The organism is Streptomyces sp. NPDC127190, assembly GCF_042672505.1.
In the GTDB taxonomy this organism is placed as follows: Bacteria; Actinomycetota; Actinomycetes; order Streptomycetales; family Streptomycetaceae; genus Streptomyces.
Window position 1 is genome coordinate 452297 of the sequence record NZ_JBHXVE010000002.1, and the last position, 24573, is coordinate 476869.

At 73.8% G+C, this 24573-nt stretch carries 19 protein-coding genes; 12 read left to right on the top strand and 7 right to left on the bottom strand.

Annotated elements, in window-relative coordinates:
- Positions 1–166: 166 nt before the first annotated feature.
- The 4 genes from ACFVIU_RS05260 to ACFVIU_RS05275 form a co-directional block, all read right to left on the bottom strand.
- Positions 167–1432 (bottom strand): ABC transporter substrate-binding protein, encoded by a 1266-nt coding sequence (locus tag ACFVIU_RS05260; protein WP_385840731.1) that lies wholly within the window; start codon positions 1430–1432, stop codon positions 167–169.
- Between the two features lie 245 nt (positions 1433–1677).
- Positions 1678–3537: a glycoside hydrolase gene (locus ACFVIU_RS05265; RefSeq protein WP_385840733.1), complete on the bottom strand. Its 1860-nt coding sequence runs from the start codon at positions 3535–3537 to the stop codon at positions 1678–1680.
- Between the two features lie 11 nt (positions 3538–3548).
- Positions 3549–4793 (bottom strand): ROK family transcriptional regulator, encoded by a 1245-nt coding sequence (locus ACFVIU_RS05270; RefSeq protein WP_385840734.1) that lies wholly within the window; start codon positions 4791–4793, stop codon positions 3549–3551.
- 149 nt (positions 4794–4942) lie between these two features.
- Entirely contained in the window at positions 4943–6205 is a 1263-nt protein-coding gene (locus ACFVIU_RS05275; protein WP_385840735.1) for an FAD-binding protein, read from the bottom strand.
- Positions 6206–6374: 169 nt separating this feature from the next.
- Between ACFVIU_RS05275 and ACFVIU_RS05280 the strand changes: the two genes are divergently transcribed.
- The 5 genes from ACFVIU_RS05280 (at position 6375) to ACFVIU_RS05300 (ending at position 12911) form a co-directional block, all read left to right on the top strand.
- Positions 6375–7049, top strand: coding sequence for a pyridoxamine 5'-phosphate oxidase family protein (locus ACFVIU_RS05280; RefSeq protein WP_385840737.1), 675 nt, complete (start codon positions 6375–6377; stop codon positions 7047–7049).
- 58 nt (positions 7050–7107) lie between these two features.
- On the top strand, positions 7108–8439 hold the full coding sequence (locus ACFVIU_RS05285; RefSeq protein ID WP_385840738.1) for a radical SAM protein: 1332 nt from the start codon (positions 7108–7110) through the stop codon (positions 8437–8439).
- Between the two features lie 141 nt (positions 8440–8580).
- Complete coding sequence (locus ACFVIU_RS05290; protein ID WP_385840740.1) at positions 8581–10089, top strand: cellulose binding domain-containing protein; 1509 nt, start codon at positions 8581–8583, stop codon at positions 10087–10089.
- Positions 10090–10359: 270 nt separating this feature from the next.
- Complete coding sequence (gene rsgA / locus ACFVIU_RS05295) at positions 10360–11454, top strand: ribosome small subunit-dependent GTPase A (RefSeq protein WP_385840741.1); 1095 nt, start codon at positions 10360–10362, stop codon at positions 11452–11454.
- Positions 11455–11531: 77 nt separating this feature from the next.
- Positions 11532–12911, top strand: coding sequence for a DNA-3-methyladenine glycosylase 2 family protein (locus ACFVIU_RS05300; RefSeq protein WP_385840742.1), 1380 nt, complete (start codon positions 11532–11534; stop codon positions 12909–12911).
- 28 nt (positions 12912–12939) lie between these two features.
- On the opposite strand, the gene ACFVIU_RS05305 is transcribed toward ACFVIU_RS05300, so the two are convergent.
- A complete protein-coding gene (locus ACFVIU_RS05305) occupies positions 12940–13593 on the bottom strand; it encodes a TetR family transcriptional regulator (RefSeq protein ID WP_385840743.1) in 654 nt (217 codons plus the stop codon).
- A gap of 237 nt (positions 13594–13830) precedes the next feature.
- On the opposite strand from ACFVIU_RS05305, the gene ACFVIU_RS05310 reads away from it, so the two are divergent.
- From ACFVIU_RS05310 to ACFVIU_RS05320, 3 genes are all read left to right on the top strand, one after another.
- Positions 13831–15153 carry a UDP-glucose dehydrogenase family protein gene (locus ACFVIU_RS05310; protein WP_385840744.1) on the top strand — a complete coding sequence of 441 codons (1323 nt, stop codon included), beginning with the start codon at positions 13831–13833 and terminating at the stop codon, positions 15151–15153.
- A gap of 73 nt (positions 15154–15226) precedes the next feature.
- Positions 15227–16444, top strand: coding sequence for a glycosyltransferase (locus ACFVIU_RS05315; protein WP_385840745.1), 1218 nt, complete (start codon positions 15227–15229; stop codon positions 16442–16444).
- Between the two features lie 765 nt (positions 16445–17209).
- Positions 17210–18832, top strand: coding sequence for an MDR family MFS transporter (locus ACFVIU_RS05320; RefSeq protein WP_385840746.1), 1623 nt, complete (start codon positions 17210–17212; stop codon positions 18830–18832).
- Here ACFVIU_RS05320 and ACFVIU_RS05325 read toward each other — a convergent pair.
- On the bottom strand, positions 18813–19448 hold the full coding sequence (locus tag ACFVIU_RS05325) for a TetR/AcrR family transcriptional regulator (protein WP_385840747.1): 636 nt from the start codon (positions 19446–19448) through the stop codon (positions 18813–18815). The two genes, ACFVIU_RS05320 and ACFVIU_RS05325, sit on opposite strands and share 20 nt — an antisense overlap.
- Before the next feature lie 127 nt (positions 19449–19575).
- Between ACFVIU_RS05325 and ACFVIU_RS05330 the strand changes: the two genes are divergently transcribed.
- From ACFVIU_RS05330 to ACFVIU_RS05340, 3 genes are all read left to right on the top strand, one after another.
- Positions 19576–20511: an alpha/beta fold hydrolase gene (locus ACFVIU_RS05330; RefSeq protein ID WP_385840748.1), complete on the top strand. Its 936-nt coding sequence runs from the start codon at positions 19576–19578 to the stop codon at positions 20509–20511.
- A gap of 71 nt (positions 20512–20582) precedes the next feature.
- Positions 20583–20804 (top strand): hypothetical protein, encoded by a 222-nt coding sequence (locus tag ACFVIU_RS05335; RefSeq protein ID WP_385840750.1) that lies wholly within the window; start codon positions 20583–20585, stop codon positions 20802–20804.
- Between the two features lie 396 nt (positions 20805–21200).
- Positions 21201–22394: a GDSL-type esterase/lipase family protein gene (locus ACFVIU_RS05340; protein ID WP_385840751.1), complete on the top strand. Its 1194-nt coding sequence runs from the start codon at positions 21201–21203 to the stop codon at positions 22392–22394.
- A 33-nt stretch (positions 22395–22427) separates the two neighbouring features.
- On the opposite strand, the gene ACFVIU_RS05345 is transcribed toward ACFVIU_RS05340, so the two are convergent.
- Positions 22428–22910 carry a DUF456 domain-containing protein gene (locus ACFVIU_RS05345; RefSeq protein ID WP_385840753.1) on the bottom strand — a complete coding sequence of 161 codons (483 nt, stop codon included), beginning with the start codon at positions 22908–22910 and terminating at the stop codon, positions 22428–22430.
- 247 nt (positions 22911–23157) lie between these two features.
- Here ACFVIU_RS05345 and ACFVIU_RS05350 point away from each other — a divergent pair, with 247 nt between their 5' ends.
- The gene (locus ACFVIU_RS05350; protein ID WP_385840754.1) at positions 23158–24558 is read left to right on the top strand and encodes a protein phosphatase 2C domain-containing protein; all 1401 of its coding nucleotides are present in this window, start codon (positions 23158–23160) and stop codon (positions 24556–24558) included.
- The last annotated feature ends 15 nt before the right edge of the window (positions 24559–24573 follow it).

Sequence of the window (24573 nt, forward strand, 5' to 3'; positions counted from 1 at the left end):
ACCACGAACACCCGCCCTTTGTGGATGGGCCGGGTGTAGAGCCAGATGTTGTGCGTGTTCCGCGTCCGGAGGCCCCGCCGCGGCCGGGGCGGGCCGGCCGCGGCCGGGGCGGGTCGGGCGACCCCGCGCGTGGTGGTGGTCGACATGTCGTGGTCCGTCCGCCGGCCTATCCGAAGAGCTTCTTCAGCTCGCGATTGATCGTCCTGTCCGCCTTGTCGAGCGCGGCCTCCGGGTCTCCGCCCTTGCGTACGCAGTCGGCGATGACCGAGTCCCAGGCGCTCCACATGGCCTGGGTCCAGCCGATGTTGTCGAAGTGCCCGTAGGTGTTGAAAAGCTTCACGCCCTCGGCGGCCAGACCGGACTTGAGCTTGCCGGCCTGCGCGGCGATCGTCCTGCGCGGCGGGATGTGGAAGCCGTAGGAGGTGGCGAAGTCCTCCTGGTACTGCTTCTGGTCGATCCACAGCCACTTGACGTACTCCTTGGCCGCGTCGACGTCCTTGCCCTTGGCGTTGACGAACATCGACCAGCCGCCGTTGTAGACGGACGGCCTGCCCTTGCTGCCGACCTTCGGGAAGGGCATCACGCCGAGGTCGTCGCCGAGCGCCTGCTGCATGGCGGGCATCGCCCACATGCCGCAGAACTGGATGGCGCACAGGCCCTGGCTGATCGCGGACGGGTCCCAGAAGTCGGCGGGCGCGTCCAGCAGCAGGTCGCCGCTGGTGAACAGCTTGCGCAGCTGGCGCAGTCCGGCGACGACCTCGTCGGTGTGGTAGCCGATCTCGTTCTTGGCGGTGAGCGGCTCGGCACCGGCCGACCAGATCAGGGGCGCCTCGATCGCGTGCAGGTCGTTGCCGAGGAACAGGCCCTTGACCTTGGACGTGGTGAGCTTGGCGGCGGCCTCGATCAGCTCGTCGAGGGTGGTCGGCACGGCGACGTTCGCCTTCTCCAGCATCGACTTGCGGTAGAAGAGGAACTGCGGGTCGTCGATCATCCGGACGCCGTAGACCTTGCCGTCGACGGTGTGCGAGGCGATGTCGGCCGGGTTGAAGTCGTCCTTGACCGGCGCGATGATGTCGGTCAGATCGGCCACCTGACCGCTCTTGACGAGCTGGATCTGCGGGTGGAACTCGAAGACGTCGGGCGCCTGGTCGGTGAGCAGGGCGGCGAACAGCTTGGTCTCGTAGTCCGAGCCGGTGATCCACTGCGTGGTGACGTTCACCTTGCTGTAGGCCTTCGCGTAGCGCTTGACGGCCTGCTCGACCCCGGCCTCGCCGTACGCGTGGAAGTACTGGGTCAGCTGCTTGCCCGAACCCGAGCCGCCACCGCGCCCGTTGTTGCTGCCACAGGCGGCGAGGCCGCCGGTGGCGGCCACGCCGAGGGCGGCCCGGAGTATCGATCGGCGGTCCCAGTTGCTGTTGCTCAGTGCCGGCATGCTGACGTCCTTGTCTGTTCGTGCGGCTGTGGATGGCTTCGCGCCCGGCGGCCGAATGGCTCGAAAGAGAGGCTGCGGAGCGGGACGTTAACCTTCGGCTAAGGCTTCGGCAAGGGGTTGAACGAAGTCTGTGTGCGAAGCGTTGTGTCCGGTTCGGAATCCCGAACAGGCCTGTGGGGCAAGGGAGATGACGGCCGCCGGGTCAGGGGTGTGGCCGGCGGCCCTCGGTCGGCGGGAGGGCCCGGCTAGCGCCTGGTCCACGCCTCGTTCGAACCGCCGTTGCAGCTGTACAGGATCACTGCGCTGCCGTCGGCGGTGGCCTGTCCGCTGACGTCGAGGCACGTACCCGACGCCTCGCTGACGATCTGCCCGTTCGCGTTCAGCAGCCAGCGCTGGGTGGCGTCCCCGGTCGCGGTGGGGGCGACCGTGAGCCCCGAACCCCCGGCGGTCAGGTACCCGTTCGCGCTCTTCAGGGTGCCCGCGGCGTCGTACGACCAGGACTGGTCCGCCGTACCCGTGCAGGACGCGATCACCGCTCCGGAGGGGCCGGCGGTCAGGCACTTGCCGGACTGGCTGCCGACCAGGGCACCGGTCAGCGGCGAACCGCCGTGCCCGGCACCGGAGAAGACATAGGTGGTCACGGAGCGCGCGGCGAGCGTGGCGGAGACGGTGCCGTCGTGCACCGCAGGCTTCGCGACCTCGGCCCAGTTCTCCTCGGCGGAGGTCCGCACCGCCCGGGTGGCCCGCCCGGGCGCCGCGCCGGGGAAGTGCAGGTCCAGCGGGGTGTCGGTGGTGTTGTGGTTGTTCACCACGACCACCCACTGCCCCTTGTCGGCGTACGCCGACACCTCCACCCCGGCCGGTGCCCCGGTCACGTCGTGCACCACCGCGCCCGGCCGTACGAACCTGCTGTACTGGCCCAGCGCGTAGTAGCGCTTGGTGAAGTACAGGGACTGGTTGCCGTTCGCGGCGTAGTCGGGGTCGTAGTAGATCAGGCCGTCGTTCCAGCCGGAATCGTTCCTGGTGGTGGGATCGCTGCCGTACCCGCTCGCCAGCGCCACCCACCACTGGAACGCCGAGTCGTGCGCGGTCGCGAAGTCCTTGTAGATGATCCGCGACATCAGCAGAGCGTTGTCGATGGTCGGGTCGTACTCCTGGTTCCAGCCCGTGGTGCCCTTGCCGAAGCAGCAGATCTCCGTGGCCCAGGGGGCCTTCCCGACGGACTTCGAGGTCTCGTAGACGTTGGCGAGCTGGCCGTCGTCGGGGTCGTTGTACGTGTGGTGCGCCAGCCGGGAGACATATCCGGCGGTGCCCGGCTGGGAGATCCACCGCGGCAGCTCGGTGGTGAACTGCGTGGTCTTGCTGGACTCGTCCGCGATGATCCCGGTCCGCTGGTGCCGGGCGCGCTGCTCGGCGCCGAGGGCCCGCACGATGTCGTCGCGCTGGTCGACGGGGACCGGCATGCCCTCCTGGCCGCAGTCGGCGAAGCTGTTGTCCGGTTCGTTGAAGGGGCTGATGTAGTCGAGCCGGACGCCCTGCCGGGCGAAATGGCCGGTCACATCGGCGATGTACCGGGCGAAGTCGGCCTCGTGCTCCGGCAGCAACTGGCCGCCGCAGCTCTTGCCGTTGGTCGTCCACCGGCCCGGCGCGCTGTTCACGAAGCCGATCAGGTCCTTGACGCCGTACCGCGCGGCGTAGCCGAGGAAGGTCCGGCCGCCCTTGTCCCTGCTCCAGTCGTAGGAGCCGTCGGCGTTCAGGAAGTCCTCCGCGGCGCGGGCGGGCGTGGTGACCCCGGCCCCGCCGCCGCCGATGTTGTAGCGGTACGAGCTGAGGGCCAGGCCCTGTGGGGAGAACAGCAGCTTCGCCACCCGGGCCTGGACGGCGGGCGAGAAGTGCTGGAGGTCGTTGACCCACCAGGCGCCCGAGGCGCCGATGTCGTCGATGGTCTGGGCGGCGTGCGGCGAGACCTCGGCGGCGGCCGGGGCCCCGCCCGCCGCGGTGTCACCGGCGCTCGCGGGCGGGGCGGTGAGCAGGGCTCCCACGGCGGCCAGCGCGGCCGCGGCCGACCCGAGCAGGGATCTCTTGCGGGGGTGAGACACGTGCATCCCTTCCGTCGTCATGAAGGTGGTGCGGTACGGCTCCTTGCGAGGGTGGTGCGCTTTGCGGCCCGCTGCCCCACGGCCTGCAAGGCCCCTTCGAGCGCGAACGTCGCCGCGCCCAGCGACACCGGGTCGGTGGGGATCGGGGAGAGGACGATCTCGGTGGCCGCCAGCGGCCGGCGCAGCGCGTGCCGGGCCACCGCCTGCCGGACCTCGGCGAGCAGCGGCTCGCCGAGCCGGGAGGCGACCCAGCTGCTGAGCACGATCACCTCCGGGTTGAGCAGATTGATCAGGTCGGAGATGCCGGCGCCCAGGTAACGGGCCGTGTCCCGCAGCACCTTGAGCGCCACCGGGTCCTGGGCGGCGACGGCGCGGGCCAGCGCGTCGACGGTGGCCGTCTGGTCGTCGGGGTGCAGAAGGGGTGACTGCGGGCTGAGTTCGCGCAGGTTCTGCATGATGCCGGGCGCGCCGACATAGGTCTCCACGCAGCCGTGGTTGCCGCAGTGGCACAGCCGGCCGTCCAGCACCAGCGTGGTGTGCCCCCACTCGCCGGCGCTGTTGCTGACTCCCCGGTGCAGTCCGCCGCCGAGCGCCAGCCCCGCGCCGACCCCGGTGCCGAGGTTGACCACGACGGCGTCCCCGCGGCCCCGGGCCGCCCCGAACCACAGCTCGGCGACCGCGCAGGCGCGCAGCGGGTTGTCCAGGTACAGCGGGTAGGCGATGTGTTCGGCGAGCAGGTCCAGCAGCGGGACGTCGTGCCAGTTCCAGTTGGGCGCGTACTCGGCGACGCCGGTGCCCCGGTCCACCTGGCCCGGCACGCTCACCCCGACCCCGAGCACCCGCGCCGCCTCGACACCGGCCTGCGCGACCACCGAGCCGACGGCGGCGGCGACATGCCCGACGACCTGCTCCGGGCGGCTCTCGCCGGGCCCGATCTCCTCGTCGGCGCGGGCCAGCACGTTCAGCGCCAGGTCGAACAGCTCGACGTGGACATAGGTCTCGGCGATGTCGACGCCGATCAACGCGCCCCCCGACGCGTTGACGGCCACCAGTCCCCGGGGGCGGCCCCCGGCGGAGTCCTCGAAACCGACCTCGGTGATCATCCGGAGGTCCAGCAGCTCCCCGACGAGCGTGGCGACCGTGGCGAGGCTCAGCCCGGTGGCGGCCGCCAGCTCCTGCCGGGAGGTGGGGGACTCGGCGATGATCTGGCGCAGCACCTCGTAGCGGTTCGCGGTGCGGATGTCACGTGACGTGCGCTTCACGAGGCTGCCCCTCCCGTCCCGTCCAGGCCCGGCCGGGCGGCTCCGCACCGGCGCGGGCGTCAGGCTATGGGCTGCGGAGGACTTTCGACAAGGGGTTAGGAAAGGGATTGGAGAAAGTCCCTTCCGCCGCCCTGTCCCGGGTGCGGCGGTCAGCCGTCGAGAAGGTCCCGGACGAACGCGTTGCTGAACGTGCCGGCCGGGTCGAGGGAGCGGGCCAGCTCGCGGAAGGCGGCCAGACGCGGGTACCGCTGCCGCAGGGCCGGGGCCGGGATGCCGTAGACCTTCCCCCAGTGCGGGCGCGGCCCGAACGGCTCCAGCACTTCCTCCAGTCGCCGCACCACCGGCAGTACGGCCGTCTCGTCGCGCACCCAGGTGAAGTGCAGGGCGACCGAGTCCCGGCCGTGGGCGGGGCTGAGCCACTGCGCGTCGGCGGCGACCGTGCGCACCTCGCAGATCTGGAGCACTCCGGCGACGGCCCGCCGTACCCGGCCGACCGCGTCCAGCGCGTCGACGGCCGCCGAGCGCGGGAGCAGGTACTCCGTCTGGATCTCCTCCCCGCTGCTCGGCGTGAACTCCGCCCGGAAGTGCGGCAGCCGCTCGTGCCAGGGCCCCGGCACGCCCAGCTGCTCGGTGCAGTTCTCCGCGGGCATGCCCGGCACCGGGTGTACCGCAGTGGCCGCGGGCGCCGCCCACGGGAAGTCCACCGCCGGCCGGTCGGTGCGCCGCTTGACCCACACCTGCCGGAACCCCGCGTCCCGCCAGTCGGTGAACAGGCTCACGCTGTAGCCGGCCGCCATGACGGCCTCGAAGTCCAGGCCCTCCGTGGGCAGTTCGGTGAACACACGCTGCTCCACCTCGAACGCCGGCTCCAGTTCGAGGGTCAGCGCGGTGACGACGCCCAGCGCGCCCAGCGAGGTCACGGCGCCGTCGAACCGCGGGTCACCGCGGCCGATCGTCACCGTCGAGCCGTCCGCGACGACCAGCTCCACCTCCCGCACCGCCGCCGCCAGCGGCCCGTTGGCGACGCCCGAGCCGTGGGTGCCGGTCGCCACCGAACCGGCCACCGAGATATGCGGCAGCGAGGCCATGTTGGGCAGCGCCAGGCCGTACGCGTGCACCGCCCGGGCCAGTTCGGCGTACCGCACCCCGCCCGACACCCGGACCGTGCGGGCCGCCGAGTCCACCTCGATCACCGGCGGCAGCCCGGCGGTGGACAGCAGTACCCCGTCCGGGCCCGGGTCGGCGATGCGGTTGAACGAGTGCCCGCTGCCCAGCGCCCGCACCCGGGTGCTGCCGGCCACCAGCGCCCGGAGCGCGTCGACCGTGGCGGGGCGGTGGAACTCCTTGGCCGTGAAGGTGATGGTGCGCGCCCAGTTGGCGACCGACCCGGCGGTCCCGGCCGTTTCCGTCATCGTTGCGTCCCTCCCGAGAGTCCGTGTCCGTCGACCCTCTCATTCGCTCCGGCCCCCGGTAGAGAGCGCTTGCTGGGGTGCTGCTGATTTAGTCGTATAGAGCAGATGCAAGTGCTGTTTCCGTAAATCGATCGCGTCTCCTGCTGCGATATCGGTACCGTCTCCGCTCATGACTCCGGAACCGCTCCCCGCCCAGCTCCCCGTCACCGACCGCACCCGGCACCGCAGGCTGCGCGAGCAGGGGAGCCTGGAGCGGGCCGATCTGGAGGCGATCCTCGACGCGGGGTTCGTCTGCCATCTGGGCGTCGTGGTGGACGGCCGGCCGTTCGTCGTGCCGACGGTGTACGGGCGGGACGAACGGTGGCTGTACGTCCACGGGTCCGTGGCCAGCCGCAGCCTGGCCGGCGGGACGCCCGTCTGCGTGACCGTGACGCACGTCGACGGGCTGGTGCTCGCCCGCTCCGTCTTCGAGCACGGCGTGAACTACCGCAGCGCCGTCATCCACGGCGACGCCCGGCCGGTCACCGATCCGGAGGAGAAGCTGACGGGACTGCGCCTGCTCACCGAGCACACGGCACCCGGACAGTGGTCGTACGCCCGCCGTCCGAACCGCAAGGAGCTGGCCGCCACCACCCTGCTCGCCCTCTCCCTCGAAGAGGCCTCCGTCAAGATCCGCACCGGCGCCCCCGACGACGGCGACGGCCCCGACGCGGCCCTCGGGCTGTGGGCCGGGGTGCTGCCGCTCACCGCCGCGTGGGGCGACCCGGTGGCCGACCCGGCGCTGCCGCCGGGCACCGCCGTACCGGAACACATCGCGCGCCGTGCAGGGACCCGGCACGGCTGAGCCGGGGGCGGGGGCATACGGTGAGAGGCGAACGCCTGAGCCGGGAGGAGACAGACGGATGGGCAGTCGCACCGCGCTGGTCGAGGATCTGATGGAGCGGTTCCCGCACGTACCGCGGGAGGCCGTCTTCAAGGAGGACCTGCTCCGTGGCGGAGTGGCCTTCGACCCGTCCGCGCTCAGTGACAACGAGGGCGGCGAGGTCAAGCCGAAGTCGTACTTCATCTTCTCCTTCGACCACGGCACCCTGCCCGAGCTGGGCGAGGCCGCGCTGCGCCGGCCCCCGGAGGAGATCATCCTCACCGGCGGGCCGTACGACCTGCGGCGGACCGTCGTCTCGGTGCGGGTGAACCCCGCCTCGCCGTACCGGGTGGCGGCCGACGACGCGGGCCTGCTCGGGCTCTACCTCGACGGCCGGCGCATCGCCGACGTCGGTGTGCCGCCCATGCCCGAGTACTACCGGCACACCCTCTCCAACGGGAAGTCGGTCATGGAGGTCGCCCCCACCATCCAGTGGGGCTACCTGATCTATCTGACCGTCTTCCGGGTGTGCCAGTACTTCGGCGCCAAGGAGGAGTGCCAGTACTGCGACATCAACCACAACTGGCGCCAGCACAAGGCGGCCGGACGGCCCTACACCGGGGTGAAGGACGTCGAGGAGGTCCTGGAGGCCCTCGAGATCATCGACCGGTACGACACCCAGCGGGCGTCCACCGCCTACACGCTGACCGGCGGTGCGATCACCAAGACGGTCGCCGGGCGGGACGAGGCCGACTTCTACGGCCACTACGCCAAGGCCATCGAGGAGCGCTTCCCGGGCCGCTGGATCGGCAAGGTCGTGGCGCAGGCGCTGCCCAAGGCGGACGTACAGCGGTTCAAGGACTACGGCGTACAGATCTACCACCCCAACTTCGAGGTGTGGGACCGCCGGCTGTTCGAGCTGTACTGCCCCGGCAAGGAGCGGTACGTCGGCCGGGACGAGTGGCACCGGCGCATCCTGGACTCCGCGGACGTCTTCGGCGCCCGCAACGTCATCCCCAACTTCGTGGCGGGGGTGGAGATGGCGGAGCCGTTCGGCTTCACCACCGTGGACGAGGCCATCGCCTCCACCACCGAGGGCCTGCGGTTCTTCATGTCGCACGGCATCACGCCCCGCTTCACCACCTGGTGCCCGGAGCCGACCACCCCGCTCGGCAAGGCCAACCCGCAGGGCGCGCCGCTGGAGTACCACATCCGGCTGCTCCAGGCCTACCGGCAGACGATGGAGGAGTTCGGGCTGTCCTCCCCGCCCGGCTACGGCCCGCCCGGCCCCGGCCACGCCGTCTTCTCGGTCAGCTCCTTCATGGACAGCCTGCCCGCCGAGGACCCGGCCGAGGAGCCTGCCGAGGTGTGAGGCCGGGAGCGCCACCGGTTGTGAACAGGTCGCTTGTCAGTTGTGTCGACAGCGTGAAAGGCTCTGTGTCCTGCCGCGAGGTTCCGTACAACTCCCTTTCCCGCCCGGTGAGTTGACCTCGCACGTGGATGCAGGAGTCCCATGCCCGACCTGCCGACCCCCAAGGACGCGACCGAGTCCGCGCTGTTCTCGGAGTGCTGGGACGCGGTGCTCTCCTACGCGGACCTGTGCACCTCCGGGTCCCTGACGGCACACCAGCTGGCCACCGAGGCGTTCACCCTCGGCATGCGCGAGGTCCGCGGCGCCGCCGGTGCCCAGGTGCGCGGCGCCGCCCGGCGCACCACCCGGCTGCCCACGATCCCGGCGCTGCTCATCGCCGTCCGCGACACCGCCGCCGGCTGGGAGGCGGCCGGGCAGGGACACCGGCTCGACCCCGACCTGCGGCTGTGGCTCAACTCCCCGGCGGCGGCCCGCCATGCCGGGCCGCCGCTGCAACGCCCCGTCGCCCTGCGCGGCCTGCGGGACATGCAGGAGGCCGACGCGACGCTGCTGTGGCTGGCCGAGGTGGAGGCGCTGCCGCTGCCCACGGTCGCCCGTCGGCTGGGCCTCGACCCGGCCCGCGTCGCCGACGAACTCGACCAGGTGCGCACGCTGTTCCGGGACCGCTGCCACCGCGCCCACCTCGACACCCCGATGGACGCCGAGTGCCGTAGCTACGCCCGGCTGCTGGACGCGGTCACCCGCTCCGCCGCCGACACCCCGGAGGACCTCTCCCGGCACCTCGCGACCTGTGTGCGGTGCGCCGAGGCCGCCGCCTGCCTGCGGCTGCACGGCGGCGGACTGCCCGCCGCCCTCGCCGGCGGAGTGATCGGCTGGGGCGGCCTCGCCTACCTGGAACGCCGCCGCCGGGCCACCGAGGTCCGGCTCGGCGCCGCCGCCCGGGCGGGCACCGGGGAACCCGAGCAGGAGCCGGGCCGCGGCCGTGCGCTGCGCGGCGGCCTGATCGCCGCCGCCGTCCTGCTGTCGGCGCTCGCGCTCGCCGTGTCGATGATGCCGTTCGGCGGCTCCGGCGACGGCACCGCCTCCGCCCACGACGACAGCCGCCCGATCGCCGACCCCGGCATCTCCCGCACCACCACCGCCCCCGCCCCGGCGACCCCCTCCACCTCGGTCTCCGTCTCCGCCTCTGCCTCCGCCTCCACCTCCGCCGGTGTCCCCTCCGCCACCGGCACCCGCCCCACCCCGGCCGGCGGCAAGCCCGACCCCGAACCCCAGGGCACCTCCGCCACCACGCACCGCCCCGCCTCCGGCCCCACCAGCGCGCCCGCCACCGCCCCCGCCTGCCGGGTCGCCTACGACCTCGTCAACCAGTGGCCCGACGGCTTCCAGGCCACCGTCACCGTCACCACCGCCTCGGCGCTCACCGACTGGCATGTCTCCTGGAGTTTCCGCGACGGCCAGCGGATCACCCAGATGTGGGACGCCACCGCCCGGCAGGACGGCCCGCGGGTCACCGCCACCGCCGCGGACTACAACCGGTCCGTGGCGGCCCACGCCACCCTGTCCTTCGGCTTCCTCGCCTCCTGGCAGGAGAAGAACCGCACGCCGTACGCCTTCACGCTGAACGGATCCCCCTGCACGACGGGCTGACGCGTGGTCACCACTGCACGGTGGGGGACCGGGGCGGAAATTCGGTGGTGTCGGAATGCGGCCGACTCTAGGGTGGGACCCGCTTCAGGCAGTGGCCGGCGGCCGCTGCCGTCTGTCGAGTGAGAAACGGGAGGTGTGTGACCGATGACTGTCCCTGCGACGGGCGTTGCCCGCGACCAGAAGTTCGTCCACTCCACCTCCGTGGCCACCGGCTGAACCCGTAGCGCGTCACCCGCGCCCGCCCGGGGCCACCCTTGTGAAGGGTCTCCCTTGACTTCCACCTCCGCAGTGTCCGCCGCGCTCGCTCCCTACGGCTGGGACCAGGACTGGGCCGACGCGTTCGCCCCGCACGCCGCTCAGGGGCTGCTGCCCGGGCGGGTCGTCCGGGTCGACCGGGGCCAGTGCGATGTCGTCACCGCCGACGGGGTCGTGCGCGCCGACACCGAGTTCGTCGTGCCCCGCGATCCGATGAAGGTCGTGTGCACGGGGGACTGGGTCGCCGTCGACCCGGCCGGCGATCCCCGTTACGTCCGCGTGTATCTGCCGCGCCGCACCTCCTTCGTCCGCTCCACCTCCTCCAAGCGGTCCGAGGGACAGATCCTCGCGGCCAACGTCGACCACGCCGTCGTCGCCGTGTCCCTCGCCGTCGAGCTGGACCTCGGCCGCGTCGAACGCTTCCTCGCCCTCGCCTGGGAGTCCGGCGCCCAGCCCGTCGTCGTCCTCACCAAGGCCGACCTGGTACCGGACCCGGTCACCCTGGCCCATCTCGTGCAGGACGTCGAGACCAGCGCGCCCGGGGTGCCCGTGCTGGCCGTCAGCGCGCTCGGCGGCGACGGGCTCGATCCGCTCCGCGCGCTGGTCGGCACCGGGACCTCCGTGCTGCTCGGTCAGTCCGGCGCGGGCAAGTCGACGCTGGCCAACGCGCTGGTCGGCGCGGACCTGATGGACGTACAGGCCGCCCGGGACGTCGACGGCAAGGGGCGGCACACCACCACCACCCGCAATCTGCTGCCCCTGCCCTCCGGCGGGGTGCTCATCGACACCCCCGGGCTGCGGGGCGTCGGCCTGTACGACGCCGAGGGCGGGGTCGGGCAGGTGTTCGCCGAGATCGAGGAGCTCGCCGAGGACTGCCGGTTCTCCGACTGCGCGCACGAGAGCGAGCCGGGGTGCGCGGTGCGCGAGGCGACGGAGAGCGGGGCACTGGCCGTACGACGGCTGGAGAGCTACCGCAAGCTGATGCGCGAGAACCAGTGGATCGTGGCGAAGAGCGATGCCCGGGTCCGGGCCGAGCTGCGGCGGGACTGGAAGCGCAAGGGCGCCGCCGGGCGGGCCGCGATGGACCTCAAGCGGGGGCGTCTGCGGTAGCAGCCGCTCCCTCCCGGTCGCCGTGTCCGATTTCCGCTGGCCGTGCGGGTGTCCCCGTCCCCACACTGGACAGTGTGATGGACGAGGACACCCGGTACGAAGCCGTGCGGAGCCGGGACGGGCGGTTCGACGGCGTGTTCTTCTTCGCCGTCGAGACCACCGGGATCTACTGCCGGCCCAGCTGCCCGGCGGTGACGCCGAAGCGGCGCAACGTGCGGTTCTTCCCGACGGCCGCCGCCGCGCAGCGCGCCGGGTTCCGGGCCTGCCGGCGGTGCCGGCCGGACGCGGTGCCCGGCTCGGCGGAGTGGAACGTCCGCGCGGACGCCGTCGGCCGGGCCATACGGCTGATCGCCGACGGGGTCGTGGACCGGGAGGGCGTCGCGGGGCTTGCCGCCCGGCTCGGCTACAGCACCCGGCAGGTGCAGCGGCAGCTCACCGCCGAGCTGGGCGCCGGGCCGGTGGCGCTCGCCCGGGCCCAGCGGGCGCACACCGCGCGGGTGCTGTTGCAGACCACCGAACTGCCGGTCACCGAGATCGCGTTCGCCTCCGGGTTCGCCAGCGTCCGGCAGTTCAACGACACCGTCCGCGAGGTGTACGCGGCCACCCCGACCGGGCTGCGGGCCGCCGCGCCGCAGGGCCGCCGGGCCGCCCCGGGCACCGGTATCCCGCTGCGGCTCGCCCACCGCGGCCCGTACCAGGCCGCCGCCGTCTTCGACCTGCTCGCGGCGGAGGCGGTGCCGGGCGTCGAGGAGGTGACCGGCGCCGTCGGCGGCCGTACCTACCGGCGCACCCTGCGGCTGCCGTACGGCACCGGGATCGTCGCCGTCGCCGAGCGCACCCGGGCCCCGCGGGCGGGCACCGGCACGCATCCGGGCGGCTGGCTCGACGCCCGGCTGCGGCTGACCGACCCCCGGGACCTGACCACCGCCGTGCACCGGCTGCGGCGGCTGTTCGACCTGGACGCCGACCCCTACGCCGTCGACGAACGGCTCGGCGCCGACCCCCGGCTGGCCCCGCTGGTCGCCGCCCGGCCGGGGCTGCGCTCGCCCGGCGCCGTCGACCCGCTGGAGCCCGCCGTACGCGCCCTGGTGGGCACGGAACGCGCCGCGGAGCTGGTGCGGCGGTACGGCAAGGCGCTGGACGCGCCCTCGGGCAGCCTCACCCGGCTGTTCCCGGAACCCGGTGTGCTCGCCGAGGCCGAGCCGGACGGCCCGTTGGGCGCGCTGGCCGCCGCGCTCGCCGACGGCACGCTACGGCTGGACCCCGGCGCCGACCGGGACGCGGCCCGGGACGCGCTGCTCGCCCTGCCCGGCATGGACCCGGAGGCCGTCGCCGCGATCCGTGTCCGCGCGCTCGGCGATCCGGACGTGGCCCCGCCGGGTGCCGAGCTGCCCGACGCCTGGCGGCCGTGGCGGTCGTACGCGGTGCGGCATCTGCGGGTGGCGGGGGAGTGGTGAGGGAGGCGCCCGGCCGTCCCGTGGGGCGTCAGGACGGTTCGTCGGCAGAGGCGTCGGGGGTGGGGTCCGGGGGGGCCGGTGCAGGGTGCAGAAGGGTGTCCAGGGCGGCCCGCAGATAGCGCTCCAGGGTCGCGTCGTCGCGTGCGGCCAGGGCGGGGGGCCGGATCTCCGTGCGCATCAGACTGGTGCCGAGCATCCAGGCCGCCAGCAGCTCGGCACGCAGCTCGGCATCCGGTCCGCCGAGCCGGGCGGCCAGCCGCTTGGAGAACACCTCGGTGAACTCCGCGCGCAGCCGCTCCACCGCCTCCTCGCGGCCGGAGGAGCGCAGCACGGTCAGCACCGGGTGCGGGAAGCCGTCCTCCTTCGGCGCGCCCCGGAGCAGTGCGCAGATCCAGTCGGGTATCGCCTCGACCGGCTCCGCCAGCAGCGGCTCGAATATCCGCCCGGGGGCCGCCACATCGTTGAACAGCGCTGCCTTCGAGCCGAAATAGCGGTACACCAGGGCCGCGTCCACACCGACGTCGCCCGCGATGTCGCGCACGCTCGTGCCCTCGTATCCGTACTTGCCGAAACGGAAGGCCGCGGCGGCCCGCAGCGCGGTGCGCGTGGCCGAGGCCGAGCGCTTGTGGGCGGGGGGCGGGGCCACCGCCTTGGACGCCTCGCCGTTCTGCGCTTCCGTCACGTCACTGCACCTCCGTCGTCCACGGCCCTGCGGCATCCGCCCATGTTCCAGGGTGTCGCCGCTGTCTCAAAGTCAGCGACCGTTGTCATCAAACGTTGACTTGTGTTCGTGCCGCGTGCCATACCTGGAGCAGTCAACGCTTGATGACTTTGATAGACGCCGTGCACCTCACCCGCCGTGCGCCGCCGCAGCCGTAGCGCGCGGCCTGCCCCACCGACCCGGAAAAGGTGATCTTCTGTGTCCCTTCGACGCGTTGCCGTGATCGGAACCGGTTACGTCGGCCTGACCACCGGTGCCTGTCTGGCCTCTCTCGGGCACACCGTGGTGTGCGCGGACGCCGACCCGACCAAGGTCGAACGACTGCGCCAGGCCCAGGTCGACATCCTGGAGCCGGGCCTGACCGAGACCGTCCGGGAGGCGCTGGACGCCGGCCTGCTGGAGTTCACCGGCGACGCCGTGGCCGCCGTCGCCGAGGCCGAGGTGGTCTTCCTCTGCCTGCCCACACCCATGGGCGCGGGCGGCGCGGCCGATCTCGCCGCCGTCGAGGCGGTCGCCGCGCAGATCCGCGAGGCGCTGCCGCCCGGCGTGGTCGTCGTCAACAAGTCCACCGTGCCGGTCGGCACCAGCGAGCGGGTCGCCACGCTCCTCGGCCGGGACGACATACCCGTGGTGAGCAACCCCGAGTTCCTGCGCGAGGGCCGCGCCGTCCACGACTTCCTGCACCCGGACCGCATCGTGATCGGCGCCGCCGACCGGCAGGCCGCCCGGCGCGTGGCCGACCTGTACGCCGCGCTGGACGCGCCGCTGGTGCTCACCGACCCGGCCAGCGCCGAACTCACCAAGTACGCGGCCAACTTCTTCCTCGCGATGAAGCTGTCCTTCGCCAACAACCTCGCCACCGTCTGCGAACGCTTCGGCGCCGACATCGCCGATGTCACCGAGGGCATCGGACGCGACCCGCGCATCGGCTCGGCGTTCCTGCGGCCCGGTCCCGGCTGGGGCGGCTCCTGCCTGCCCAAGGACACCCACGCCCTGCTGACCGCGTGCGAACAGGCCGACGTCGATTTCCCGTTGCTGCGCGCCACCATCGAGACCAACGTCACCCACCAGCGCGGGCTCGTCGCCCGCGTGGCCGCGGCCTGCGGGCGCGGCGAGGACGGTTCGCTGCACGGGGTACGGCTCGCCCTGTACGGCCTGACCTTCAAGGCCGGCACCTCCGACCTGCGCGACTCGCCCGCGCTGGCCGTGGCCCGTCTGCTGCGTGAGCGGGGCGCCGAACTCACCGCGTACGACCCCGCGTTGCGCAGCCTGCGGCCCGACCTGAGCGATCTGGTCGACCTCGTGGACGACCCGGTGCGGGCGGCGGAGGGCGCGGTGGCCTGTGTGGTCCTCACCGAGTGGCCCGAGCTGCGCGACCTGGACTGGGCGGCGATCGCCGCGCGGATGAGCGGCCACCAGGTGCACGACTTCCGCGATCTGCTGGACGCGGACCGGCTCGCCCGCGCCGGACTGACCTGGCAGGGCATCGGCCGCGCCACCGCACCGGCCGCCGCGGCCTGACGGCCCGGATCCCCCGAACACCTTCGAGAGAACTCCTTCGAGAGAACACCTTCGAGAGAAAGGCCCACCCCCCATGCGGGTTCTGTGCACGACGCTCGGCAGCCCCTCCCACGGGCGTGCCCAACTTCCCCTGCTGCGCGCCCTCGCCGGGGCCGGGCACCAGGTGCGCGTGGTCACCAACGAGACCCTCGCCTCCGTCTTCCGCGCGGACGCGGTCGACGTCCTCCCCGCCTTACCGGAGTTCGACCCGTCCGCCATGATGGGGCCGTACCTCGGCGACCTCCGGGCCATCGCCGACCCGGCGGAGCAGATGGCGGAGCTCACCCGGCTGCTTCCGCGCGCCGTCTCCGGGCCGGGCGTCGGGCGGTTCCTGGAGATCCTGCTCCCGCTCGCCCGGGAGTACCGCCCGGACCTGATCCTCCGCGACGGCATGGACATGGCCGCCGTACTCACCGCCGAACTGCTGGGCGTGCCGCAGCTGCCGACGCCCTCCGGGTTCAGCAACACCGTGGACCCCGCCGAGCTGCTGCCCGGGCTCGGCGAGCGGCGCCGGGAGCTGGGGCTGCCGGTGAGCGACGATCCGCTGTCCGTCGTACCGCACGGCCGTATCGACTATGTGCCGGCCGCCTTCTCCTTCGCCCGGCACCTGCCCCACAGCTGGGCCTACCGGCAGACCGTGGACGTCGAACGCGGCGGGAAGCTACCGCAGTGGGCCGCCGCGCTGCCCGTGGACCGGCCGCTGGTGTACGCCGCGGTCGGCACCGCCCTGCCGATGATGCACGAGCGGGCGGCGGACCCGTCCGATCCGCCGGTCATGGAGCTGCCGGACGCCACCGCGAGTCTGCGCACGCTGCTGGCGGCGGCGGCCGAACTGGAGGACTGCACGGTGGTCGTGTCGACGTCCGGGATACCGGTGGAGACCTCGGCGCTGCCCGGACACGTCCATGTCACGGAGCGGGTGGCGCAGCCGCTGCTGCTGGAGTCGGTCGACCTGTTCGTCACCCACGGCGGGTTCAACAGCATCCGGGAGGCGATGCGCACCGGCACCCCGCTGGCGGTGCTGCCGCACTTCGGCGACCAGCCCGCCAACGCGGACCGGGTGGAGGAACTGGGCCTCGGCCGCCATGTCACCGAGCGCAGCGCGGCCGGCATCGCCGAGGTGTGCCGCAAACTCCTGGCCGACCCGACACCCCGGGCCCGAGCCCGGGCGGCCCAGCTGGCGATGCTGACCCTGCCGGGGATCGAGCAGGCGGTGAGCGACCTGGAGGAAATCGCGGGCACGAGCGGCTGACCGGCTCGCCTGGCTGACCGGCTCGCCTGGCTGACCGGCTGGGTCGGCGGGCCGGCTGGGTCGGCTGATCGGTCGACCGGGTCGACTGGCTGACTGGCCCGCCTGGCTGACCGGCTGTCATCGGCTCGACCGGCCCGTCTGGCCCGAGTGGCCCGTCTGGCCCCAGCGGCTCGACTGGCCCGCCCGGCTGACGGGCTGGGATCGGCTCGACCGGCCCGACCGGCCCGACCGGCCCGACCGGCCCGACCGGCTCGGCTGGCTGACCGGCTGGGATCGGCCGACCGGCTGACTGGCTCACCGGCTGGGATCGGCTAACCGGGTCGGCCGGCCCGTCTGGCCCGACCGGCTGACCGGCTGACCGGCTCGATCGGCCCGACCGGCTCGGCTGGCTGACCGGCTGGGATCGGCCGACCGGCCGACCGGCTGACTGGCTCACCGGCTGGGATCGGCTAACCGGGTCGACCGGCCCGTCTGGCCCGACCGGCTGACCGGCTGGGATCGGCCGACCGGCTCAACTGGCCCGGCTGGCTGACCGGCTGGGATCGACTGACCGGGTCGACCGGCCGGCAGGCCCACGCGCCGCGGTGGCCCCGGGCACCACCGGGGCCGCCCCGGGCACCACCGGGGCCGCCCCGGGCACCACCGGGGCCGCTCCGGGCACCATCGGGGCCGCTCCGGGCACCATCGGGGCCGCCCCCGGCACCACCGGGGCCGCTCCGGGCGGCGCCAACCTCTCCATGCCCGCCCCACCCCCGAGGACCGCATGTGACCTTCTCCGACCCCGATATACAAGAACAGGGCGCGGCCGGGGATGCGCCCGCGCGGCTCACCCACCGGCAGATCTCCACCGTCCTGTCCGGGCTGGTGCTCGGCATGTTCCTGGCGGCGCTGGACCAGACCGTGGTGTCCTCCGCGCTGCGGACCATCGCCGACGACCTGCACGGGCTGACCGCGCAGGCCTGGGTGACCACCGCGTATCTCATCACCGCCACGCTGGCGACCCCGCTGTACGGCAAGCTGTCCGACATCCACGGCCGCCGGCGCGTCTATCTCGTGGCGCTCGCCCTGTTCGCGGCCGGCTCGCTGCTGTGCGGCGGCGCCGGGTCGATCTACGAACTCGCGGCCTTCCGCGCCGTACAGGGCCTCGGCGGCGGCGGGCTGATGTCGCTCGCGATGACGATCGTCGCCGACATCACCACGCCCCGGGAGCGGGGCCGCTACCAGGGCTGGTTCATGGCCGTGTTCGGCGGTGCCAGCATCGTCGGCCCGCTGGTGGGCGGTGCCTTCGCGGACCGGGCCACCCTGCTCGGGATCGCCGGCTGGCGCTGGATCTTCCTGATCAACGTGCCGCTGACGGCCGTGGCCGCCGTCACCATCGTCCGCGTGCTGCGCTTTCCGCACCGGCGGGTGCGGCACCGGCTCGACCACCTCGGGGCGCTGGCGCTGGCTGTGGGGCTGGTGCCGCTGCTCACCGTCGCCGAGCAGGGCCGCAGCTGGGGGTGGGGATCGCCGCGGGCGCTGCTGATGTACGCCGTCGGCGCGCTGGGGCTCGCCGGGTTCGCCGTGGTGGAACGGCGGATGGGCGATGCGGCGCTGCTGCCGCCGCGCCTGTTCCGCATCCGTGCCTTCCGGCTGGGCGTCGGGCTGCACTTCGTCGTCGGCGTCGCCATGTTCGGCGCGATGACGACGCTGCCGCTCTACCTCCAGCTCGTCCGCGGGCTGAGCCCGATGGGGGCGGGCCTGGCCTCCCTGCCCACGGTCGCCGCGAACCTCGCGGTGACCCTGCTGGTGGGCCGGCTGATCGCCCGGACCGGCCGGTTCAAGGTGCATCTCGTGGCCGGCGCGGGCTCGCTCACCGCGGCGCTGCTGGTCTTCGCGACGCTGGGGGTGGACAGCCCGCTGTGGCACGCGGCGCTGGGCATGGCATTGCTGGGTGCGGGGCTCGGCGCGTCGATGCAGACGCTCACCACCCTCGCGCAGAGCGAGGTGCCGCGTGCCGACATGGGCGCGGCGACGGCGTCGGTCAACTTCTTCCGCTCCAACGGCGGCACGGTCGGTACGGCGGCCTTCCTGTCGGTGCTGTTCAGTACGGCGGCCGGCAAGATCGCCGGCCGGCTGGCCGAGGCCCGCCACGACCCGGCCTACCGCCGTCTGCTGGAGCAGCCCGACACCGCGCACGCCCTGGCGTCAGTGGTGCGTCCCGGCGGCGGGGTCGACCTGGAGGACTCCGCCTTCCTGCGCGCCCTCGACCCCGCCGCGGCGCGGCCGTTCCTGGAGGGGTACGTCTCCTCGATGCGGCTCGTGTTCCTCGTCGGCGCCGCCGTGTCCCTGGTGGCCTTCCTGCTCGCGGCCTGGCGGGTACCGGACCTCACGCTGGCGGACGAGTAGCGGGGCCTTCTCCGTCGGGCAGGAAGACGTGGTCCAGCCGGTAGCGAAGGACGGTGGCGGCGGACTCGGGGCTGCGCTGGCCGACCAGCACGGCGGTGCCGAGGCCCGCGGACAGCGCGAGCAGCGCCACCGCCTCCGCGCCGGGGTCCGTCCCGGGCCGCAGCTTCCCGTCCCGCGCGGCCTGTTCCAGCAGCCGGGCCACGGTGGCCTCGGCGGCGTCCGGTTCCCGGATGAAGGGCTGGGCCGCCAGTGCCTCGTCGGTGACGGACAGGACGGCGTAGGCCGTGTACAGGTGGTGGAAGGTGCGGCTCTCCTCGTCGACCGGGAGGGCCGCCGTGAGCAGCGCCTCCAGCACCGTACGCGGGCCCGGGTCCGCACCGGCGGCCCGGACCCGGGCCGTCACCCGCCGCCCGAACCGCTCGGTGAGATGGCGCAGCCCGAAGAGGAGCAGCTTCTCCTTGGTCTCGAAGTAGTACTGCACCAGCCGCAGCGAGACGCCCGCCTCCGCCGCCACGTCGCGCATCCCCACGGCGTGCAGTCCGAGCCGTGCGGCCGCCCGGACCAGGGCCTCGGCGATCTCGGTCCGCCGCGCTGCGTGGTCCACCCGCCTGGGCATCGTCAGGGTCTCCGCTTCGTCGCCGGCGCTCGGGACGGGCCGCGCCCGCGGCCCGTCTTTGATGATACAGCCGTACCATCATCGTGGTACGGTCGTATCACAAAGATCGACTACCCCGGAGGTGGCCGTGCCCGAGTCCGCAAGCGCCCGTTCCCGGCCCGACGTCGGCCGCTTCGTCAGCGACACCTGGCGCGACCGCTACTACGCGGCCTGCGACGCGGTCTACGCGCTGGGTGCGCCCGCGTCCTGGGAGCAGGACGTCGAGACGTTCGCCGGCACCACCCACGTCTACCGCTACGACCCCGCCGACCCGGCCGCCCGCGACCGCACCCCCGTCGTCCTGGTGCACGGTGCGGGCTCCTGCTCCGCCATGTGGTACCCGAACACCCCCGCGCTCAGCGCCGAACGCACCGTCTACGCGATCGACACCCCCGGCGATCCCGGCCGCAGCGTGCAGCGCGCCCCCCTCCACGAGCCCGCACGGGCCGCCGAGTGGCTGGACGAGACGCTGGCCGGGCTCGGCCTCGACCAGGTGCACCTCGTCGGCACCTCCTACGGCGGCTGGCTCGCCCTGAACCAGGCGCACCGCAGGCCGGACCGCCTCGCCTCCGTCACACTGCTCGACCCCGGCGGACTGGAGAAGGTGGGGCTGCGCTTCTTCGCGTGGATCTTCGTCAGCCTCCTCGCGACCTTCGCCCCCAAGGCGCTGCGGCCCCGGCTCGCGGCCTGGCTGGAACAGCCCGTGCTGGTCGTGCCGGAGCTGCGCGCCATGGTCCACGCCGGGGTGCGCGCCTACCGCATCCGCCGGCCGGCCCCGCTGCCCCTGTCCGACGCCGAACTGGCCACCGTGCGCACCCCGTTGTACCTGGTGCTCGGCCGGCGCAGCCTGCTGGTGCACCCGCAGCGGCAGGCCGAGCGCGTGCCCCGGCTGATACCGGGCGCCCGGGCGGACATCCTCTCCGGCACCGGCCACGGCCCCCAGATCGACCTGGCCGCCGAGACCAACCGGGCCATGCTGGACTTCATGACGGACACCGAGCGCGACCGCCCGTCGGTGCCGTGACGCGGCTGTTCCGATGCGAATCTGTGTCGACAACCACAGCGAGCTGTCCCCGGATGGGCGCATACTGAGCTATGACCCCGTCTGCTGCACCCAAGCGCCATCTGCCCACCAGCCCCTTCAAGGCCCCGGTCGTACCGGTTCCCAAGCACTTCGCCATGGGTGACCAGGTCACCCACGACGTGTACGGCCTCGGCCGGGTCGTCGGCATCGAGGACGGCATCGCCGCGCTCGTCGATTTCGGCTCGGCACAGATGCGGATCCTGAGCCCCTACGCCAAGATGACCAAGCTGTAGAACCGCTGTGCCCGGTCACGGCACACCAGGCCCCGTCCGGGGCCTGACACGAAAGAGAGATCTCCCATCGACCTGACCTCGCTGTTCTCCGCCCCGGAGGGCCAGCCCCGCTCCTCCGCCCCGGCATCGCCGCCTCCGGCGAACAACCCCTTCCAGGCCCCGGACTTCGGGGAAGCCGAGTCCGGCCCGTACGAGGACGCACCGGATCCCGCCCCGGCCCGGCGCACGGAGCGACCCGAGGCCGCATAGCTCCGCATCGTTCGTCCGAGGCCCGTCGCGCTCCGTCCGCTGCGCCGGACGGGTGGTACGGCGTGGAGGTTCCGGTGGGACCGCGTGGCCGTGTGGCACCGTCGGCTCCGAGGAGCCTCGGGAAGCCTCGGAAGGGCGGGCACGTGCATGACCAAGGTCGGGCGGTTCCTGGCGGTCCTGCTGCTGGCGCTGGCGCCGGGCACGGCAAGGGCGGCGGCCGAGGCACCGGCGCCGCCGCGCTGGACCGGAAGCTGGGAGACGGCGCCGTCCGGCACCGCCGCCGCCCGGCCCGGCGCCGCCGTCCGTGATGTCGTCCACCTCAGCGTCGGCGGCAGCGCCGTGCGGGTACGGCTCAGCAACCGCCTCGGCACCGCGCCGCTGCACCTCGGGACCGTCACCGTCGCACTGCGCCGCGGGGCCGGCCCGGACGCGCTGCCCGGCACCCTGCGCACCGCCACCTTCCGGGGGGCCCGCACGGTCACCGTGCCGCCCGGCCGGGACACCCTCACCGACCCGGTGCCGCTGCGCGTCCCGGCCGGCGCCGACCTGCTCGTCAGCGTCTACACCCCGGACGACGACGGCCCCGCCACCTACCACCGCAGCGCCCTCCAGACCAGCTACCTCGCCCCGGTCGGCGCCGGCCAGGCAGCCGACGAGACCGGCGCCGCGTACACCACGACCACCAGCCACTGGTACTACGTCACCGGCGTCGACGTCCGCGGCCCCGCCGCCGGCAGCATCGTCGCGTTCGGTGACTCCCTCACCGACGGCACCGGCTCCACCGCCGACACCAACCACCGCTGGCCCGACCGGCTCGCCGAGGAACTGGGCCCGCACCGGCTCGGCGTCCTCAACGCCGGCATCGGCGGCAACCGCCTGCTGCACGACGGGGTCGGCCCCAGCGCGCTCACCCGCCTGGACGCCGACGCGCTGAACCGGCCGGGGGTGCGCGTCCTGGTCGTCTTCGAGGGCATCAACGACATCAAGGGCAGCCCGGAGGCGAGCGACCCCGCCGCCTACGCGGACGCCTACCGCGCCATCGCCGCCCGCGCCCACGCCCGGGGCATCCGGGTCGTCGGGGTCACCCTCACCCCGTTCCGCGGCTACCCCGCCTACACCGCCGCCCGCGAGGCGGTACGGCAGCAGGTCAACGCCTTCATCCGCACCGGCCGCGCCTTCGACGCGGTCGCCGACGCCGACGCCGCCGTCCGCGACCCGGCCGACCCCACCCGCATCCGGCCCGGCTACGACCCCGGAGACCACCTCCACTTCGACGACGCGGGCATGGCCGCGATCGCCCACACGGTCCACCAGGCCCTCGCCCGCCGCCCCTGGGCGTAGCACCTGCGGCGCGCGGTGTTCCGGCCCGTGGGCTCAGCCCGCGACCACCGCTCCCAGCCACGCCCCCACGATCAGCAGGCACGCGAACAGCTCCGCCAGCACGCTCGCGCCCCCCGCCCCCATGGCCGTCCGCAGCGCGGCCATCGCCTCGCCGTGCCGCCCCAGCCGAAGCCGCTCGTGCAGATAGATCCCCGCCAGGAAACCCGGCACCGCGCCCAGCACCGGCAGCACCACGAACCCGAGCAGGCTGCCGACGCCCGCGTACACCGCCATCAGCGGCGTCGCGCCGCTCTCCCGCAGCCGCCGCGGCGGCAGCGCCCAGCGCGCCATCTGCGCCAGCAGCAGCACCCCGGTGGCGCCCACCAGCACACCCCAGGCGACCGGCCGCGGATCGGTCAGCGCCCACCACAGGACCGCGGCCCACACCAGCCACGACCCCGGCACCCCGGGCACCAGCACTCCGCACAGGCCGAGCACGAGCACAACCCCGACCAGCAGGAGTTCCCACACTCCCATCTGCCCAGAGTGCCGGACAACGGAAGAAGCCGCAGGTCACCGGGCGGCTCGGCGGGTGACGCCGTCCCACTCGCGGGCGGCCCGGCCCAGCCGGAGCCGGGTCGTCATCCCGGCCGGCGACCATCAACCGCCCTTTCTCGTACGGCTGTTCGCCCACTCGCCCGACACGCCGCTCGATCATGCGTGCCGCGCCGGATTTTCCCGATGCCCCGTTTTCACACGGCCCGTGCGGTGGACAATGAAGGGCATGAGCCAGCAGGGGGGAAGCAACGCCCGCCAGGGGGACGACTGGTGGGGGCAGCTGTACGACGACTCCACCGCGGACACCGGCCCCACGGCCGCGCCGGATTCCCTGGACGACCGCTTCGCCTCGGCGAAGAAGGCGGTGACGGAGCGGCCGCCCGAACCACCATCGCCCCCTCCCACCCCCCACGCCGACGCGGCGTCCGGCGGGGAGTCCGACGCCGGGACCGGCGCGGAGCCCGCCGCAGTGGACTCCGGCGCCCGGGAACCCGCGGTCCCGCGGCCACGGGCCGCCCACACCCCACCCCCGCCCCCCTCCGCGCCACCCCCGCCCCCCACCGCGCCCGCGGGCCCGACGCCCCCCTCGACACCTATGGCGCCCCCACCCCCGCCGGCCCCCGCACCTCCCCCCGCCGCCCCCGGCGTACCCCCCGCCCCCGACTACGTCGGCTCCGGACCGCCCACCTACGCCCCCGAACCCACCGCGCTGCCCGCCGCCGATCCGGACACCCTGGAGGAGCTGGTCGCGGACACCGTGCTGGACGGGGCCCGGTACGGGGCGTGCACGCTGCGGGCCGCGTCGGTGCGCGGGGACTCGGCGCGCTACCGGGGCGAGCCCCGCCGGGACGTGCTGCTCACCGCGCGGTTCGGGACGGGCGGACAGGCACTGCTGCTCGTCGCGATGGCGACCGGCGCCCGCGGCACCCCGGGCGCGCATCTGGCGGCCGCCGAGGCCTGCCGGTGGATCGGCCGGGCGGTGGGCCGCAGCCATCGGCGGCTGGCCGAGGACATCCACGCGGCCCGGCGCGGCGACCTCAAGTCGGGTCTGCACCGGCTCACCGACCGCAGCCTCGGCAGGCTCCGGGCGAGCGCCGTCGAGCAGGGCATCGACCCCGAGGAGTACACGGCGACCCTGCGCTGTCTGCTGCTGCCCGCCGACCCGGACTGCCGTACCCGCGTCTTCTTCGGCGTCGGCGACGGCGGGCTGTTCCGGCTGCGCGGCGGCGAGTGGCAGGACATCGAGCCGCGCCCGTCGCCGCCGGACGACACCGGCGGCGGTCCCGTGCTCGGCTTCGGCTCGGTCCCGGAACGGACCCCGGAGGGCGACCGGCTGACCATGGACCTCGGCATCCCGACCCCGCCGAGCCCCTACGAGCCCGCCCCGGAGCCGCCCCGCGAACCGTTCCGGTTCCGGGCCTCGGTAGCCCGCCCGGGTGATTTGCTGGTGATGAGCACCGCGGGCCTGGCCGACCCGCTGCACGGCGAGCCCGCCCTCTGCGCCTATCTGGCCCGCCGCTGGTCCGGCCGGGCCGCGCCCGGTCTCGCCGCGTTCCTCGCCGACGTCCAGGTGCGGGTGAAGGGGTACGCCGACGACCGTACGGCCGCGGCCGTGTGGGAGGCGTGACGCGGCGACCTGTGC